This window comes from Pseudarthrobacter siccitolerans (assembly GCF_001046895.1).
GTDB lineage: Bacteria > Actinomycetota > Actinomycetes > Actinomycetales > Micrococcaceae > Arthrobacter > Arthrobacter siccitolerans.
In genome coordinates, this window is record NZ_CAQI01000061.1 from 1 (window position 1) to 14,759 (window position 14,759).

The 14,759-nt window shown below is 66.5% G+C and carries 16 protein-coding genes and 1 pseudogene; 4 read left to right on the forward strand and 13 right to left on the reverse strand.

Annotated features, from left to right (window positions below):
- The 3 genes and pseudogenes from aspA to ARTSIC4J27_RS21725 form a co-directional block, all read right to left on the reverse strand.
- A pseudogene (gene aspA / locus ARTSIC4J27_RS21715) lies at positions 1–211 on the reverse strand (aspartate ammonia-lyase); the annotation flags it as partial.
- A 6-nt stretch (positions 212–217) separates the two neighbouring features.
- Positions 218–1,282 carry an asparaginase gene (locus ARTSIC4J27_RS21720; protein WP_050057297.1) on the reverse strand — a complete coding sequence of 355 codons (1,065 nt, stop codon included), beginning with the start codon at positions 1,280–1,282 and terminating at the stop codon, positions 218–220.
- 27 nt (positions 1,283–1,309) lie between these two features.
- On the reverse strand, positions 1,310–2,017 hold the full coding sequence (locus ARTSIC4J27_RS21725; RefSeq protein WP_050057298.1) for a FadR/GntR family transcriptional regulator: 708 nt from the start codon (positions 2,015–2,017) through the stop codon (positions 1,310–1,312).
- Positions 2,018–2,195: 178 nt separating this feature from the next.
- On the opposite strand from ARTSIC4J27_RS21725, the gene ARTSIC4J27_RS21730 reads away from it, so the two are divergent.
- Together ARTSIC4J27_RS21730 and ARTSIC4J27_RS21735 are read left to right on the forward strand one after the other, a co-directional pair.
- Complete coding sequence (locus tag ARTSIC4J27_RS21730) at positions 2,196–2,459, forward strand: type II toxin-antitoxin system Y4mF family antitoxin (RefSeq protein ID WP_050057299.1); 264 nt, start codon at positions 2,196–2,198, stop codon at positions 2,457–2,459.
- Positions 2,456–3,706 (forward strand): type II toxin-antitoxin system HipA family toxin, encoded by a 1,251-nt coding sequence (locus tag ARTSIC4J27_RS21735; RefSeq protein WP_050057300.1) that lies wholly within the window; start codon positions 2,456–2,458, stop codon positions 3,704–3,706. The genes ARTSIC4J27_RS21730 and ARTSIC4J27_RS21735 overlap by 4 nt, the downstream gene beginning before the upstream one ends.
- A gap of 9 nt (positions 3,707–3,715) precedes the next feature.
- Here the strand turns inward: ARTSIC4J27_RS21735 and ARTSIC4J27_RS21740 are convergent, their stop codons facing one another.
- The 3 genes from ARTSIC4J27_RS21740 to ARTSIC4J27_RS21750 form a co-directional block, all read right to left on the reverse strand.
- Positions 3,716–4,648 (reverse strand): prenyltransferase/squalene oxidase repeat-containing protein, encoded by a 933-nt coding sequence (locus tag ARTSIC4J27_RS21740; protein ID WP_050057301.1) that lies wholly within the window; start codon positions 4,646–4,648, stop codon positions 3,716–3,718.
- Positions 4,649–4,661: 13 nt separating this feature from the next.
- Positions 4,662–5,279 (reverse strand): uracil-DNA glycosylase family protein, encoded by a 618-nt coding sequence (locus tag ARTSIC4J27_RS21745; protein WP_050057302.1) that lies wholly within the window; start codon positions 5,277–5,279, stop codon positions 4,662–4,664.
- 115 nt (positions 5,280–5,394) lie between these two features.
- Positions 5,395–6,753: an HNH endonuclease gene (locus ARTSIC4J27_RS21750; protein ID WP_235436828.1), complete on the reverse strand. Its 1,359-nt coding sequence runs from the start codon at positions 6,751–6,753 to the stop codon at positions 5,395–5,397.
- 185 nt (positions 6,754–6,938) lie between these two features.
- Here ARTSIC4J27_RS21750 and ARTSIC4J27_RS21755 point away from each other — a divergent pair, with 185 nt between their 5' ends.
- Positions 6,939–7,451 (forward strand): hypothetical protein, encoded by a 513-nt coding sequence (locus ARTSIC4J27_RS21755; protein WP_050057327.1) that lies wholly within the window; start codon positions 6,939–6,941, stop codon positions 7,449–7,451.
- Positions 7,452–7,490: 39 nt separating this feature from the next.
- On the opposite strand, the gene ARTSIC4J27_RS21760 is transcribed toward ARTSIC4J27_RS21755, so the two are convergent.
- The 6 genes from ARTSIC4J27_RS21760 to ARTSIC4J27_RS21785 all read right to left on the reverse strand — a co-directional run bounded on the left by ARTSIC4J27_RS21760 (position 7,491) and on the right by ARTSIC4J27_RS21785 (position 13,282).
- Positions 7,491–8,975, reverse strand: a complete 1,485-nt coding sequence (locus ARTSIC4J27_RS21760) for an amidohydrolase (RefSeq protein ID WP_050057304.1) — start codon at positions 8,973–8,975, stop codon at positions 7,491–7,493.
- Entirely contained in the window at positions 8,972–9,355 is a 384-nt protein-coding gene (locus ARTSIC4J27_RS21765; protein WP_050057305.1) for an RNA-binding S4 domain-containing protein, read from the reverse strand. Before ARTSIC4J27_RS21765 ends, ARTSIC4J27_RS21760 begins: the two co-directional genes overlap by 4 nt.
- 58 nt (positions 9,356–9,413) lie before the next feature.
- Positions 9,414–10,538, reverse strand: a complete 1,125-nt coding sequence (locus ARTSIC4J27_RS21770; RefSeq protein ID WP_050057328.1) for a sulfite oxidase — start codon at positions 10,536–10,538, stop codon at positions 9,414–9,416.
- A 111-nt stretch (positions 10,539–10,649) separates the two neighbouring features.
- Complete coding sequence (locus tag ARTSIC4J27_RS21775; protein ID WP_050057306.1) at positions 10,650–11,510, reverse strand: SDR family oxidoreductase; 861 nt, start codon at positions 11,508–11,510, stop codon at positions 10,650–10,652.
- A gap of 8 nt (positions 11,511–11,518) precedes the next feature.
- Positions 11,519–12,523 carry an aldo/keto reductase family protein gene (locus tag ARTSIC4J27_RS21780; RefSeq protein WP_050057307.1) on the reverse strand — a complete coding sequence of 335 codons (1,005 nt, stop codon included), beginning with the start codon at positions 12,521–12,523 and terminating at the stop codon, positions 11,519–11,521.
- 27 nt (positions 12,524–12,550) lie between these two features.
- Entirely contained in the window at positions 12,551–13,282 is a 732-nt protein-coding gene (locus tag ARTSIC4J27_RS21785; protein WP_050057308.1) for a hypothetical protein, read from the reverse strand.
- A 224-nt stretch (positions 13,283–13,506) separates the two neighbouring features.
- Here ARTSIC4J27_RS21785 and ARTSIC4J27_RS21790 point away from each other — a divergent pair, with 224 nt between their 5' ends.
- Positions 13,507–13,905, forward strand: coding sequence for a YchJ family protein (locus tag ARTSIC4J27_RS21790; RefSeq protein ID WP_050057309.1), 399 nt, complete (start codon positions 13,507–13,509; stop codon positions 13,903–13,905).
- Here ARTSIC4J27_RS21790 and ARTSIC4J27_RS21795 read toward each other — a convergent pair whose 3' ends face one another.
- Positions 13,906–14,748, reverse strand: a complete 843-nt coding sequence (locus tag ARTSIC4J27_RS21795; RefSeq protein WP_050057310.1) for a TIGR04086 family membrane protein — start codon at positions 14,746–14,748, stop codon at positions 13,906–13,908.
- Positions 14,749–14,759 lie beyond the last annotated feature (11 nt).

Here is a 14,759-nt window from a genome sequence, read left to right on the forward strand (position 1 = left end):
CGGCGAGCTTGACCGCTGCCAGGCCGCGGACCAGGTGCATGTTCGAGGACAGTTTCTGCCCGGTGATGGGGAAGTTCTCCACCGCCCGGAGCGTGTGCACCCCCCAGTACGCCGCGGCCGGAACATCCCGGTCCCCCAACAGATCATGCTCAGACCGGGTAAGTGCACCGGTAATGGGGGCGGGGTTCCCGGCGGTTTCGATGGTAGTCATGTGTCCTTACAGGGCTTCGTTGACGGGTGCGGACGGTTGGTTCAAAAAGTCGGTTGCCCGCAGGAGGCCCACCTGGCGGCCTCCGCCCACCACAGGAGCGGTTGCGATCCCCGCGAGCGGTTCGATGTTTACGCCGGTGCCCGCGAGCAGCTTGACGGTGGCCGGCATGCGGGCGCGGTCACCGCCGTCGGAAATCTTCACGGCAACGGCGCTGCCATCGGCCAGACCCACCAGCTGCACGCCTTCAAAGCCGTCCTTCGCAACCGAGCCGGGGAGCAGGCGCATCAGCTCAGTGACGTCGCGGCCTTCCCCGGCCACCATGTCAGGGTGGCGCTGCATGGCGAGCCCGACGGCGGCTTCCGCTCTCTGCGCGGCCGGCCGGCCGTCGTCGTTCGTCCCTTCGGAATCAGCAGCTGCCCGCGCGATGAGGCCGAAGGCGCGGGCCATGCCGCGGAGTGTCAGGGCAAAGAGCGGCGTGCCGCAGCCGTCCGTGCTGAGGGCGAAGGGCTGCTCGTCCGTGAGCTCCGTGACGGTTTCGGCAACCAGCTGCTGCAAGGGGTGGGAGGGGTCCAGGTAGCCCCGGACCGGCCAGCCGTTGATCACGCAGGTGGCGGCCATGGCGGCGTGCTTGCCGGAGCAGTTCTGGGTCAGCTGGGTTGCGCCGCCGCCGTTCCGGAGCCATTCTTCGCGCTCGTTCACGCCGTACGGGAGGTCCGAGCTGTTCTCGAAGTCGGTAACGCTCAGTCCGTGCCGCTCGAGGATACGCAGCGCCCCTTCGCGGTGCTGCGCTGCGCCGGAGTGGCTTGCGGCGGCCAGGGCCAGGAGATCGGCCGGAAGCTCCAGCCCGGCGCGGACCATGGCTACGGCCTGGAGCGGCTTCAGTGCGGACCGTGGGTAGAACGGCACGAGGGGATCACCTGCAGACGCCATTGTTGAACCGTCCGCCGCAACAGCAACCGCCGAGCCGTAGTGCACGCTTTCCACGAGGCCGTCGCGAACGGCCGTTACCAGGGGTTCGTGTGTGGGAAGCGAAACGGCCGTTGGGGCAGCGGAAAACACAGGGGAGCGCATGGGGTCCTTGGGTGGGTTGTGCGGTGCTTAGTTGCTGAGGATGGAGTCGAGGGCGAGGCCCACGGCCTGCAGGTGGCGGGCCATGGCGGCGCGCGCTTGTTCGGCCGATCCGGCCTCGATAGCGGCCAGGATGTCCTGGTGTTCCACATCGGAGGCGTGCTGCCGGTCCGCCACCATGTTCAGTGTTTCGGACTGGTGGGCCAGGGCGTCCCGGATATCGGCAACCACGCTGGCGAAGACCTTGTTGCCGCTGGCGCGGGCAATGGCGGCGTGGAAGCTTGAGTCCAGGGCTACCCAGGATTCGGGATCGGTTTCGGTGGACATGGCGGCAACGATGTGGCGGAGCGTTTCGAGCTCTTCGTCGCTGCGGCGCTCGGCGGCGAGCCCGGCGGCGGGAACTTCGATGTGCGGGCGCGCTTCGGTCAGGTCCCGGGCCGAGTATTGGCCCAAGGTGAGATCGTTGGCCACCTTGTTGGCGACCACGAATGTTCCCTTGCCTGTTTTGGTTACCGTGAGGCCCAAGGCGGTGCAGGAGCGGAGCGCCTCCCGGATCACCGAGCGGCTTACGGCGTACTGCTGGGAGAGGGTTGCTTCGGAGCTGAGCTTGCTTCCCACTTCCAGCCGCCCCGATTCGATCTCCTGACGGATGGCGTTGAACACTGCCTCGGCAGCGCTAAGCCGTGCGAGCGGAAGGGATGCAGGCTGTCCTGCTGTCCGGCTGTCTGACAGGTTCACGCTTCAAATATGGCACTCGTCACACGTCGTGTCAAGGCTGGGCCTTTCGACGACATCCTCAGGCCCCGCAGAATCTATCGGAACGTTCGTACCGGAAGAGTCTGTCAATCCGGCCCTCGGTAGCTGTAAGGTTTTGAAAGAGCATAAATCGGAACGTTCGTACCTATAGGAGGCTCCCATCAAAGCATCCTTTGCCGATCGCCTTGCCGCGGAAGTCCGGTCCCGCCGCGCCGTGCTCCGGTTGACGCAGCATGATCTTGCCCAGTTGGCCGGGGTGTCGGAGCGCTTTGTCCGGTTCGTGGAGCAAGGCAAACCAAGCGTCCAGCTCGACTCACTCCTGGCGCTCCTGGATACGCTTGGCCTGGAGCTCCAGGTTGGCACACGGACACGCACGGCCCCTTCAGCCGCGATGAGGACGGGTTCTGAAGAGGCCCGGCCGTGAGGCACCGCATCGCGGACATCTATAAAGCCGGCGTCCTTGCCGCACGGCTTGAAAGGCACGACGGCGGAACCAAGTTCGGTTATCTGCCCGCCTACCTCCACAGCGGCGGTCCCGCCGTCGCGACTTCCCTGCCGCTCACCAGCGAACCTGTCTTTTCCGCCGCCGGGGCCGCCCCGCCATACTTCACCGGGCTGCTGCCGGAGGGCCGCCGCCTCAACGCGCTGCGGCGTTCCATCAAGACCAGCGCGGATGATGACCTGTCCCTGCTGATCGCTGCGGGCGGCAATCCGGTGGGAGATGTCCAGATCGTAGGGCATGGCGAACCCTTGAACCGTGACGAGCATGCGGTCCGGCTGGACCCGCAGCGGACCCTGGACTTTGACCAGTTGCTGGGCGACCCCGACCTCATCGACCCGGTGGCACTGGCAGGCGTGCAGGACAAACTCTCCGCCGGAATGATTTCCGTGCCGGTGGCCAGTACCGGGCGGCAGTTCATCCTGAAGCTCAACGCCCCCGAGTTCCCGCATGTGGTGGAGAACGAGTACGTGATGTTCCGTTACGCGGTAAAACTTCGGATCCCGCTCAGCCGCGTCCAGCTGATCCGGGATGTTGCCGGCAGGCCAGGGCTGCTGGTGGAGCGGTTCGACCGTGTACCCGGGCCGGATAACGGGCCCGACGACGCGCGGCGTCTCGCCGTGGAGGACGGGGCGCAGGTGCTGAAGCTCTACCCGGCGGACAAGTACAACGTGGGGTACGGCCAGGTGTGCCACGCCCTCGCTGACCACTGCTCCGCGCCGCTTCCCGCGCTCCGGAACCTGGCGATCCAGGGTGCCTACGCCTGGCTGACCGGCAACGGAGACCTGCACGCGAAGAACGTATCGATGGTCCAGCAGCCGCACGGCGAGTGGACCATCGCGCCCGTGTACGACATTCCCTCCACTGTGGTTTACGGCGACAAAACCCTTGCCCTGACCCTTGGCGGAAAGCGGACCGGGATTTCACGCCGCCAGTTCCTCGGCTGGGCCTCGGAGCTGGGACTGACCGACCGCGCGGCGGCCCAGGTTGTCGAGATCGCCCTCAAGGCCTCGGCCCCTCTGATCGCGGATCTGGAATCAGGAACGGCTTTCCGTGTCCTGGGCGGCACCGGGACAAAAGCCAACGACGGCGGCGGCTCGCCATTTCCCGAGTTGGTCACCAGGGCGTGGGTCAAGGAGCTGAAGCACCGCCGCAGGCTGATGGAAGGCTGAGCGCGGGGCTCAACCGGATTCGTGCGAGCGAAGCACCCGCAAGGCGCGGAGGGTGTTCCACCGGCTTGGTTGTCCGTCCCCGTCCTCCAGTGCGAAGTGGACCTTCCCGGGGTGGGTGCCCTCCAGCAGCCACCTGCCGTCCGGCTGCTCCTTGGACCTCACCACTTCGAGGGCCTCCTCAATCCGTCTGTCGGGCATGCCGCCGGCGGCCCGAAAGTAGTCCAGGCCGCGGAGGACGTCGTAGAACCAGCGGGTGGGGTAGGAGAACTGCAGCCAGTCAGGCCTGATCAGTTCACGGCTGGACTTGCGCCGCATCAGCCCGCGCTCCAGCAGGTACTCTTCTCCGCGGTGCCGGGCCTTGCGGGATGCAGGTGTTCCCCCTGTGGCCCGCTCATGTTCAAGGAGCCCCTCAAGGACGCAAATGGTGGTGTGGAAGGACGAACGGGTGGAGCCGCGCTCCGCTTCGCAGTTCCAGCCGCCGTCAGGCAGCTGTTCGCGGGCCAGCCGCTCCACAACGCTGTCCACGTTCTCTCCGAAATATGCACCCAGGGCCACCGTCATGCCGTTGATGCAGGGTTCAACTTCGCCGTCGAAGAAGAGTTGGTTGCCTTCCTCCCAGCGGCTGTTGTCACGGACAAGTTCGATGGCATGCCGGGCTTCCCGGCTCCCGGGGTCCAGGCCGAAGTCCCTTAGGAGTAACAGGCTGTACGTGGTCGCCGTCCAGGGCTGGCTGTCGGGATCGTCATCGGCGGCGGGCCAGTACGTGCCGCCCGCCCATTGACCGTCCGTGCCCTGAAGGGCCAAAAGCCTGGCTCCCCAGCCTTCATCGGCAATGCGCGCCCGCTCTGCCTGCACGTCCTCACCCGAAGCATCTGTCAGGTCGCGCAGGACCTGCCAGCGGATTGCGGGGTCGCCGTCGAGCAACCAGGTCAGCACATCCATTGGCGCTGTCCGTTCAGAGGTGCTGGATGCCCGCCCGCTGCATGGCGTCCTTATAGATCTCCACGTTCTTGGCCAGCAGTTCTTCCTGCTTGGCTTCGGAGACAGCAAAGGCCCGGCCCCCGAGGGCCGTGGCCTTGTAAACCTTGATGCCGCTGTTCTTCAGCGACGAGTGGTAGGTCTTCTCGAACAGGGTCAGGAAGGTGGCGGCGTCCGTGCCGTGGGCGATGATCGCCGAAACGCGGGAGTTGATCTTGAGGAACTGGCGGAAGGGCCGCAGGCCGTCAGTCTTTTCCTGCACGCTCAGCGCCGATGGCATCCCCGGGTCACGCACCCAAGGGTAGGCGTTCCACGGCATGACGTAGCGGGAATCCAGCTCGGCCAGCTCGTAGATCTGGGTGGCGCGGCGGGCCGCTTCGTCGTCGTTGTAGTGCGAGACGAAGCCGGACTCGGTGCCTTTGCCCGGGCTTACCTGCAGGCTGACAATCCGGCATTCATCCTCGTCGTGCACCGGGTCGATGTAGGGGACGGTTGAACCCGGCTTCTTTTCCATCAGTTCGTCGCAAAGCTGGGTTACCTTCGCGATGTTCGGTTCCTGTAGCAGGGCTTTCTTTTCGTCCCAATCAATCGTCACGATTTCTCCCTCAGCAGCAAGGCGTCCAGAAACAGGCGTCTTAGGCCACTCTACGCTCCCGGGCTTGAGGGTGGGCAGGGGAAGTTCTGTCTCCCTTCTGCCGGATACGATGCGCTCACGCCCAGGACCGCGTCTTATGGGCGCGTTTGAGGGCCTTCATCCGGTGCCTCTGTTTTCGACGACGGCGGGAGGGCTCCTTGGCAGGTGCGGCCACAGCTCCTGGCGGCGCTGTCCCCGGCAGCGGCGGCGCGGTCGAGCGGTACGTGTGGCCGGTGGGTGTTGTTGTTTCGACTGAATGCCTTTGACCTGTCCGGGCAACCGTCTTGGCGGCCCAGCCTGGTGCTTCTTTGGTGTGGTTGCAGGCTTCGCAGAGGCCTTGGCCGTTGGTGCTGGTGGTTGGACCCTCTGTGTGCCACGGGATGATGTGGTCCACGTGGCGGATGGGCGCGTCGCAGTAAGGGGTGCGGCAGGTGTCGTCCCGTACGTGGATGAACCGGCGGAGCCCCGGCGGGAAGAGCCGGGCCTTGGAGTCCATTGCGGCTAGTTCGCCATGAGTCGGTGCGGTGTAGAGCCGGCGGAGCCAGATCTGAAGCCCGGCATCATCCGCAGAGTGCACAGATCCCGCGTCTGTCATCAGTTCGCCCTTGATGGCCTTTCGAGCCCATTCGCCGGGGACGATGCCGTAGCCCGTGAGGCGGGCGGGTTCGCTGTCCCCTTGGAAGAGGGTGCGGTCGGTCATCACGAGTTGGAGGTCGATACCGCTGTAGCCGCCAGGGGTGCCGGTGACGCGTTCGACCAATTCGTCGGCCATGATGTTGCCCTTGGGCCGGTCATCGCCCGAAGACTTGAGGGCATCGGCCTGGCGGGTCAGCTCCGCGTACACGGCTACGCCCTGGGCCACCGGCAGCAGGGCGGTCAGGCGCGTCATGGTGTCTGGAGCAGGCCGGAGGGTCACGGTCCGTTCATTCACGGCATGGCTGGCCCGCCTGGCGACCGAGTGCGGGTCCCGCCGGTACCCAGCGGCCCGAACGGCGGCGATGATGGCCCGGTCCCCGCAGCCAGCCAGGGTGCCGGTGTCCGCTGCGATCTCTTCATCCACCGCGGCCCGGTCCTCAACTGCCAGGCAGGCAGTTTCCTTCACGACCAGCGTGGCCCGCCACTCGTTCAACTGGCCCGCTTCCAGCGCCGCGAACGTGTGGGGCATCCCAACCAGGGCTTTCCCCAAACCCAGCAGTCTGCTCCCACGGGACGGGGACTCCCGACGCGCCAAAGCGATTTCGGCGCCCACCCCGGCACCGAGTTCATCCGCCGGGACACCCGCGGCGGCCTGTTCCCGCCGAACGCCAAGATCGTAGGCCACGGCGATCCGGGCCTGTTTCGCCGCGGCAGCGGACTTTACGTCCTCCAGCTCCCGCATCTGGTCAAGCATTCTTTGCCGGTCAGCAGCGGGACGAACCAAAGACAACGTCCGCATGACATCCCCAACAACAGGTCCGGGGCGGCTTACCGCCCCCTGCTGACCCGCCGTCGCCACCGCTTCCATAACCAAAGTCTTCCAGCAGCCCCAGCCAACGGCACGGACCCACCGGCCCTATGTGGATAAACCTGTCCCCTGTGGATAAGCAGCAGAGTCCCGACGCCATGCTGTTCAATGTAGGGATGCAGTTCACCAGGAAGGGCCTGAAAGACGACGGGTTCACGGGCTTCAGGCCGTTCAGGGACCTCGACGTCATGAGGGTTCCGCAGGGAACGGGCATCTTTGCCGTCCTGCAGCCGGAGGGGTTCCAGCCGGATTTCCTCAAGAAGAGCACTGCCGGCGTTTTCAAGAAGAGGGACCCATCGGTGCCGGCGCCGGAGCTTGCAGCCGCGTGGGTGGATGCCACCGTCGTCCTTTATCTTGGCAAGGCAGGCCCGGGCAGCAAGGGCAACCGCGGGCTGAGGCGGCAAATCCAGGAGTTCCTGGACTTCGGACAGGGCAAGCCGCCGGGCCATTGGGAGGGCCGCCTGGTTTGGCAGCTCAAGAATGCCGGGCAGTTGCTGGTCGCCTGGAAGGAACTGCCCGCTGAACGCCTGAACACGGCCGAAGCGGAGTACCACGCTGCCTTCGTGGATGAGTTCGGGCAGCTGCCGTTCGCAAACCTGGTACAGGCGCGCAGCCGAGCCGGCGGCTGACACCCGAACGAGTGGGACAACAGCAAAGAGTGCACTGCCTCAAGGCCGGGCCAGGCCGCCGTCGTAGGTAAAACGGCCGGCAACCATTGTCCCGGCCACCGGCATTGCAGCAAACACGGCATCCGAAACAGAGAGTGGGTCGCCGTCAAGCAGCACAAGATCGGCGGGATCTCCGACGTGAACACCGGCCCGTCCCCGTGTGGAGGCAATAATTGCCTGCTCCCGTGTGATGGCCTCCCGCGGATGCCACGGTTCCCGCCCATCATCCCGTGCCCGCAAGACCGCAGCCGACATTGCCAGCCAGGGCTCAAGCGGCGCCACGGGGGCATCCGAGCCCAGCAACAGCGAGGCGCCGGTGTCGAGCAGGGAGCGCAGGGGAAATGCGCGGTCGGTGCGCCCCCGCCAGTTGGAGTCGGCGGCGTCCCTGTCGTCAAGCGCGTGCAGTGGCTGGACGCTGGCCACCACCCGAAGCGGGCCGAACCGGGCGAAATCCTCCCCGCGCACAAACTGCGCATGCTCGATCCGACCGCCTACCCCGGCCTGCTCAAACGCATCGAGGGCAACCTGGTTGGCCGCGTCACCGATGGCGTGGACGGCGGGGACAAAACCGGCCTCCCCCGCCCGCATCAACAGCGCAGTCAACTCCTCAAAGCCCACGGTCAGCAGGCCATGGCCGCCAAAGGGATAGGGATCCACGCAAAAAGCCGTCCGGGTATTAAGGGCTCCGTCGATGAGGACCTTGAGCGGGCCGACCCGCAGCAGCCCTCTGCCGCCGTCGACATCCCTACCCGTCCGCATGCCGCCGGCTACGGCACGGTCAAGGTCGGCCGGATAGACGCCTGCATCAACACGGAAGGAATCAAAGCCGCCGGCGATGCGCCGCAGCCACGGATCCCGGTTCCACGTCATCTCGAAATCCACGACACCCACCACTCCACGTGCGGCGGCTGCCCGCGCGGCCGCGGCAACCCACCCGTCAACCACGGCGTCGGGAAGGCGGCCCAGGTCGCGCGTCAGCGCGAAGGCAGGTTCTTCGCGCAGCAGCCCGGACGCGTCCACGTGCACCCCGTAGCGCGCTGCGGCAGCCGAGTTGAGCCACACACTGTGGAGGTCGTGGCTGACCAATGCCGTCGGCTGGTTCCCGGTGGCGGAATCCAGCAGTTCCAGCGACGGCGCATCCGGCCACAGTGCATCGCGGAAGCCGACGCCGACCATGGTCGTGGCTGCCTCGGCAGCGGACAGGGAGGAGCTGACGACGGCGGCAGCGCCTTGGGCCGTGGTCGCACCGGAGAGGTCGATCCTGTTGGCATGCAGGGCCCACTGGGTCATATGGACGTGCTCGTCCCACAACCCCGGGATGAGATAACGGCCGTCCGCGTCAAGGACGTGCTCACCACGGGCTGCTTTGCCGGCCGCACCAACCCAGCGCACGCTGCCGGACTGGATGTGGACGTCGTAGAGCCCCGCGTCTCCCGGAAACCGGACCGAGGCCAGGATCAGGCCGCCCGCAGTGCCGTCACTCATGCAGACCCGCGCAGGCGCTCCATCTCCCGCCTATCCTTCTTGGTAGGCCGGCCGGCGCCGCGGTCGCGCTGCGGCAGGCCCAGCGCAGGGGCGACGGGCCGAGGCGGCGTGTGGTCCGTGAAGCAGTGGGAGGCGGCTTCCGCGCCCACGCGTTTGTTAATCAGGCGGCGCACTTTAAGGATCCGCTCGTAACCCGGCATGCGGACGGTGACGGAATCCCCGTTGACCAGTGTCGCAGAAGCCTTTGCCGGGCTGCCGTTCAGCCGGACATGCCCGGCCCGGCAGGCAGCCGTTGCTGCTGAGCGGGTCTTGTAGGCGCGGATCGCCCACAGCCAGGCATCGATGCGGACACTGGCGGGGGCGGAGGGAAGGCTGGTCATGGCTGGCACCGAGTATAGCCCCGCCGGCGCAGCTAACTGGGCCGGCAACGCCGAACAGCTATTCCACAGTCACACTGACCCGCTGCACCATATTGTTGCCCAGGCCCTGGTAGTTCCAGTTCTGCTCCAGGGGCTGGCTGGCACCGCTGGCATCCGTGGCCCGGCATGCGAGCTCATGTTCGCCCGGATCCGCCACCCAGGGCAGCGTCCACTTCCGCCAGGCGAACCCGCCGGCGGGTTCCTCCAGCTGGGCGGGCAGCCACTGTCCGTCGATCCCTACTTCAACGGCAGTAACAGCCGCGTGCCCGGACCATGCCCTGCCCTGCAGCATCACCGGCCCGGGCGGCAGCACCCGTTTGCGCGTGAAAAAGTCCGGTATACCCGGCGGAACCATCAGCGAACGCACCCTGATCCGCGAAACCGGTGTGCCGTCGTCGTCCCCTGATTGCTGGTAGCGGTACGCGACCTGCTGCTGGTAGCCGGCAAACGGGGCGGTAACCACCTCAATGGATTCCAGCCACTTCACGCTCGCCATCCCGTACCAGCCCGGGACCACCAGCCGCAGCGGGTAGCCGTGCTGGGGCGGCAGTTCGCTGCCGTTCATCTTGTAAGCGAGTACGACGTCGGCACGCATCGCTTCGCGGACCGGCAGGCTCCGAGCGTACCGCTGCGTGACGCCCCCCTGGATCCCGGCATCCGCGCCGGTGAACACCACCTCCACCGCGTGTGGAAGGATCCCCGCCTTTCCGAGGAGATAGGCGAGCGGGACGCCGGTCCAGTTAGCCGTGCCCACGCCCTCCATAATCCATGGCTGGCTCAGGGGACGCGGCTTCAGGAGCGACCGGCCGTTGCCCGCACACTCCAGGGTGACCGGCACCGTGATGGCGGGATCCTTGCGCAGCGCCGCCATGCTCAGCTCGAGCGCACGCTCCACCGCGCCGCCGATACGCAGGTGCCATGACGCCGAGTCAATGTCCGGGATGTCGAAATGGGTGAGCACATAGTGCAGGCCCGGTGGAGTGATATCGCGCCGGAGGGCTTCCAGGGGCATCGAATGGTTGCGGGCGCCCAGCTGGAGTTCCTCCGGTGTGAGGGGACCGGTGGTAGGGCCGGCGGCGACCTGCGCCTGCTGTTCCGGGGCCGACGCGGCTCGGGTTTGGGGGTTGGGCTGGATCTGGGTCATGGCGCTGCGATTCTGCTCGGCTGCGGTTTCTGCGGCTTGGGTGCTCCCGCCGGGGAGCACCCATTGCCTCAGGTTTACGCCCGCCCCGCCGGCCCGTCAACGCCCCGAGAGCTACAACTGCGGCTGCTTGACGAACTCGGCCAGGCGCAACGGGTCCTGCCCCGTAAGTCCGTGGATGTCCGGGGAAACTCCTGCCATCTCCCCGGCGGCCACCGCGGTATACGTACTCACCCACGCGTCCACCTGCCAGGGCGGCGCACCGTAGGACGCCCGGGATGCGTAGGCTTCCTCCACTGTCTCGGGATGGTATGCGATGGTCCGTCCGGTTTCCTCCGTGAGGATCCTGGCAGCATTTGCCATGGAGAGTTCCTCGGGACCGGTGAGGTTGTAGGTCCTGCCCTTGTGGATGGCGGGGTCCCGCAGCACGGCCACGGCGCAGCGCGCAATGTCCTCCCGCGCCACTGCGGAAAAAACGCCCTCCCCGGCAGGTCCTCGGATAACGCCGTCCCCGCCGGCCAGGAGCGGGAGGAAATCCATGTAGAAGTTGTCCCGCAGGAAGGTGTAGTCCATCCCGGAATCCCGGATGCGCTGTTCCGTGGCGTAATGGTCCCGGGCCAGCGTGAAGGTGGCGTCGGGCGCTGCGCCGTAGAACGAGGTGTACACAACATGCTGCACGCCCGCGTCGGCGGCGGCGTCCACAAAGGCGTAGTGCTGCTGCACCCGGTCCTCGGTTTCCGCGGCGGACACCATAAACAGGACGTTCACACCTTCGAGGGCCTGCCGCGCGGCGGCGGCATCCCCGTAGCTGCACACCACGGACGGGGCGTTCTCGATCTCCGGCGCGCGGCCCGCGTCCCGGACCAGCAGGCGCTGGGCGGAACCCGCCGCGGCAAGCTGCCGCGCCACCATTCCGCCCAGGCCGCCGGTGGAACCGGTGACAGCAAGGTCCGGCAGGTCCAAGGCGTCAGTCATCAGGAGTCCTAGGCTTCACGCGCGGCAGGGGACTTGGTCTGCGCAGGGTCGCGCTCGGCCAGGGACCCGATGGCGTCGTCGATCTTTTTCAGAACGTCCGGTTCCAGTGTCACCCCTGCGGCTTCCACACTGTCGGCGATCTGCTCAGGCCGGGACGCGCCGATGATGGCGGAGGCCACGTTGGGGTTCTGCAGCACCCAGGCGACAGCAAGCTGCGGCATGGAAAGCCCGGCTTCCTCCGCGATGGGCTTCAGCTCCTGCACCCCGGACAGGACGTCGTCGCGCATCCAGCGCTGGATCATCTTGGCACCGCCCTTCTCGTCGATGGCGCGGCTGCCCTCGGGAGCCGGCTGGCCGGGCAGGTACTTGCCGCTCAGAACGCCTTGGGCCATGGGGGACCAGACGATCTGCGAGACACCCAGTTCCTCCGACGCCGGTACCACCTCCGCTTCGATAACCCGCCACAGCATGGAGTACTGCGGCTGGTTGGAGATGAGCTGGAAGCCGAGTTCCTTGGACAGCGCGTGGCCTTCCCGAAGCTGCTCCGCCGTCCACTCGCTGACGCCGATGTACAACGCTTTGCCCTGCCGGACGATGTCGGCGAACGCCTGCATGGTCTCTTCGAGCGGCGTTTCGAAGTCGTAGCGGTGGGCCTGGTAGAGGTCCACGTAGTCCGTCTGCAGCCTCCGCAGCGAGCCATTGATGGAATCCATGATGTGCTTGCGGGACAGGCCCAGATCGTTTTTGCCCTTGGGGCCGGTGGGGCCGTAGACCTTCGTGAAGATCTCCAGGGACTCCCGGCGCTCGCCCTTCAGCGCTTCGCCGAGGACGGTTTCCGCAACAGTATTCGCGTAGACGTCGGCGGTGTCGAACGTGCTGATGCCGGCGTCGAGGGCGGCGCGCACACACTGGCTGGCGACGTCGTTCTCCACCTGGGAGCCGTGCGTGAGCCAGTTGCCGAAGGTGATTTCCGAGACTTTGAAGCCGCTGTTTCCGAGGTATCTGAATTCCATGGGTTTCACGCTAACCCAGATGGTTGCTCAGGGTAAGGGCTGTTTGCCGTTGCCTGCCCGGTCCTTGAGTACCTGCGCCGGACCCGACAGGGACACAAGGGATCCCGTGTCCAGCGGTGACAGCGGCTGCGGAACCTGCGGCTTCTTGAACGACCGCGGGACGTGTGCGTGGCGGTGGTCATCGAGTTTGGACTCGACGAGCGGGGCGACCTCCACCACCTTCTCGGCGGGAACATGGGGGTCCGGCAGGTCCCGCACGGACAGCTTGATTTCCGGTGCAGCCGCACGTGCCCGCGCGATGGCCCGTGCGTCCGCCTCAGCAACGGCGGAGGCCCAGTCCTCGGCAAGGACAGGAGGTTCACGGCGTGCGGCCGCCAGGGCCGGATGGCGTACGACGGCGGTGCGGAGCGCCGCACGCAGGCGGGCCGGCTTCAGCCTCGCGCGCCAGCCGCGGGGCGGGCGGCCGGGTTTCGAGGTTTCACCGGCTGAAGCCCCGCCATCAACCGGGCGGCCCTCCGAATCCGGGGCGCCGTCGTCGGGCGTGACTGTTGCAGGTACACCGAAGCGGACGAGCGGAAGGTTTTCGCTGCGGGAGCGCCTGCCGAACAAAGCCATCAGGGTGATGGCGGCAAGCCGGCCGATGCCCGCCAGGACGAGGGTAATGACGCCCAGCAGGAAGAGCACCAGGAACATCAGGAAGGCCATTCCCACGGTGCCCAAAAAGGTCAGGTTGAGGATGAGCGTATCCGGATTTTCCACGTCATCTCTCCTCTCGGCCAGCGTCGAAGCCCGCGCCGGCACCCCACCGCCCGCTCAATGGCTCGTTCTCCACCATACGGATTTTTCCCGCGCAGTGCCGCCGGACGCGGGCTGCCGGCCGGGGTTGTTTCAAAGCTGTTATCCGATATGACAAGGGCCCGGGGCCTATAGTCGGACGGACCCGGCGTGCGCCGCGGGGCCGGGATAAGGAGGCAGGAGCGCTGATGGTTGAGGACACGGAAAGCAGGAACTGCATGTGCCTGTCCGGTGAGCAGTACCGGATGTGCTGTGGCAGGTTCCACTCGGGATCGGCGGAGGCAGCAACGGCAGAACAGCTGATGCGGTCCCGCTACAGCGCATTTGTGCTCCTTGATGAGAGCTACCTGCTCCGGACCTGGCACCCGTCGGAAGCCCCGAAGCATCTGGACCTGGACCCCGGGATGGAGTGGCGGCGCCTGGACATTGTGTCCACGGGCCGCGGAGGTCCGCTTGATGTCCAGGGCACCGTTGAGTTCAAAGCCTACTTCCGGCAGGGCGGTGACCGCGGGGTCCTGCATGAGGTGAGCCGGTTCGTGCGCGAGCATGGCCGCTGGTTTTACCTGGACGGAAAGATCATGGCCTGACTACTCGTCGTCGTAGTCCTCAGCCGGTGTGAAGCCCGCCTTGTCCACTTTGCGGTGGAACCGCATGCCGGCAAGCCCGCCCAGCACGGCGCCCAGCAGAGCCACCAGGGCCACCACCACGGCCGCGATAATGCTCATGGTGTTGAGCTGGCCTTCGTTGATGGGGATGCGCGGGAAGCTGTTGAGGTTGGCCAGCACATTGAACTGCTGCCCGGCCACGAGCCCCAGGATGGACACCAGGACCGCAACGATCAGCGCCCAGATCCACACCATCAGGCCCTGCTTTGCTCCGTTGAACCGCGCCATGCGGCCTGCCACGTACCCGCCGCAGTAGTAGGAAAGGAACAGGATGACCAGCAGCACAATGATGCCCACCAGGCCAACAGTGCCGCTGTTGGATGCAGCCTGGTTGACCGCCTCGTTGACGTCCGTATTGGTGGCCAGTCCCACAGCTGTTCCGGCCGCTGCCACGAGCGCTGTCAGGAGCACGGCCATGCCGGTGGCGGTCAGCCAGCCAAAGAACGCCGAGCCCACCTTGATACCGCCGAACTGCTCCTTTTCGCGCGCCACAGCAGTCTGCCGGTCCGTCAGGTTCGGATTAGCGGCCGGCGCCGCCGCCGCGGGCACGTAGTCCCGCTCGGCGTAAGCGGCGGTGGCCCGTTCGTTCCGGGACACCGGTGCCTGTTCGTAGGTGGACGTGGTTCCCGCGTCAGTAGCCGGCACCTGATCGAAGGTGCGCGTCGAATCGTCGCGGGCCGAGGCGGCAGGGTAGCTTCCGCTTCGGTCAGCATCCTCGCGGGCTCGCCGCGGAGGCAGGTTCTCGGGGTCTGTTGAGCTGCTCATGGCTCCACTCA

Coding starts and splice junctions, on each gene's coding strand:
- ARTSIC4J27_RS21720 (WP_050057297.1), bottom strand. CDS start 1,282: ATGCGCTCCCCTGTGTTTTCCGCTGCCCCAACGGCCGTTTCGCTTCCC.
- ARTSIC4J27_RS21740 (WP_050057301.1), bottom strand. CDS start 4,648: ATGGATGTGCTGACCTGGTTGCTCGACGGCGACCCCGCAATCCGCTGG.
- ARTSIC4J27_RS21750 (WP_235436828.1), bottom strand. CDS start 6,753: ATGCGGACGTTGTCTTTGGTTCGTCCCGCTGCTGACCGGCAAAGAATG.
- ARTSIC4J27_RS21755 (WP_050057327.1), top strand. CDS start 6,939: ATGCAGTTCACCAGGAAGGGCCTGAAAGACGACGGGTTCACGGGCTTC.
- ARTSIC4J27_RS21760 (WP_050057304.1), bottom strand. CDS start 8,975: ATGAGTGACGGCACTGCGGGCGGCCTGATCCTGGCCTCGGTCCGGTTT.
- ARTSIC4J27_RS21765 (WP_050057305.1), bottom strand. CDS start 9,355: ATGACCAGCCTTCCCTCCGCCCCCGCCAGTGTCCGCATCGATGCCTGG.
- ARTSIC4J27_RS21770 (WP_050057328.1), bottom strand. CDS start 10,538: ATGACCCAGATCCAGCCCAACCCCCAAACCCGAGCCGCGTCGGCCCCG.
- ARTSIC4J27_RS21775 (WP_050057306.1), bottom strand. CDS start 11,510: ATGACTGACGCCTTGGACCTGCCGGACCTTGCTGTCACCGGTTCCACC.
- ARTSIC4J27_RS21780 (WP_050057307.1), bottom strand. CDS start 12,523: ATGGAATTCAGATACCTCGGAAACAGCGGCTTCAAAGTCTCGGAAATC.
- ARTSIC4J27_RS21790 (WP_050057309.1), top strand. CDS start 13,507: ATGGTTGAGGACACGGAAAGCAGGAACTGCATGTGCCTGTCCGGTGAG.
- ARTSIC4J27_RS21795 (WP_050057310.1), bottom strand. CDS start 14,748: ATGAGCAGCTCAACAGACCCCGAGAACCTGCCTCCGCGGCGAGCCCGC.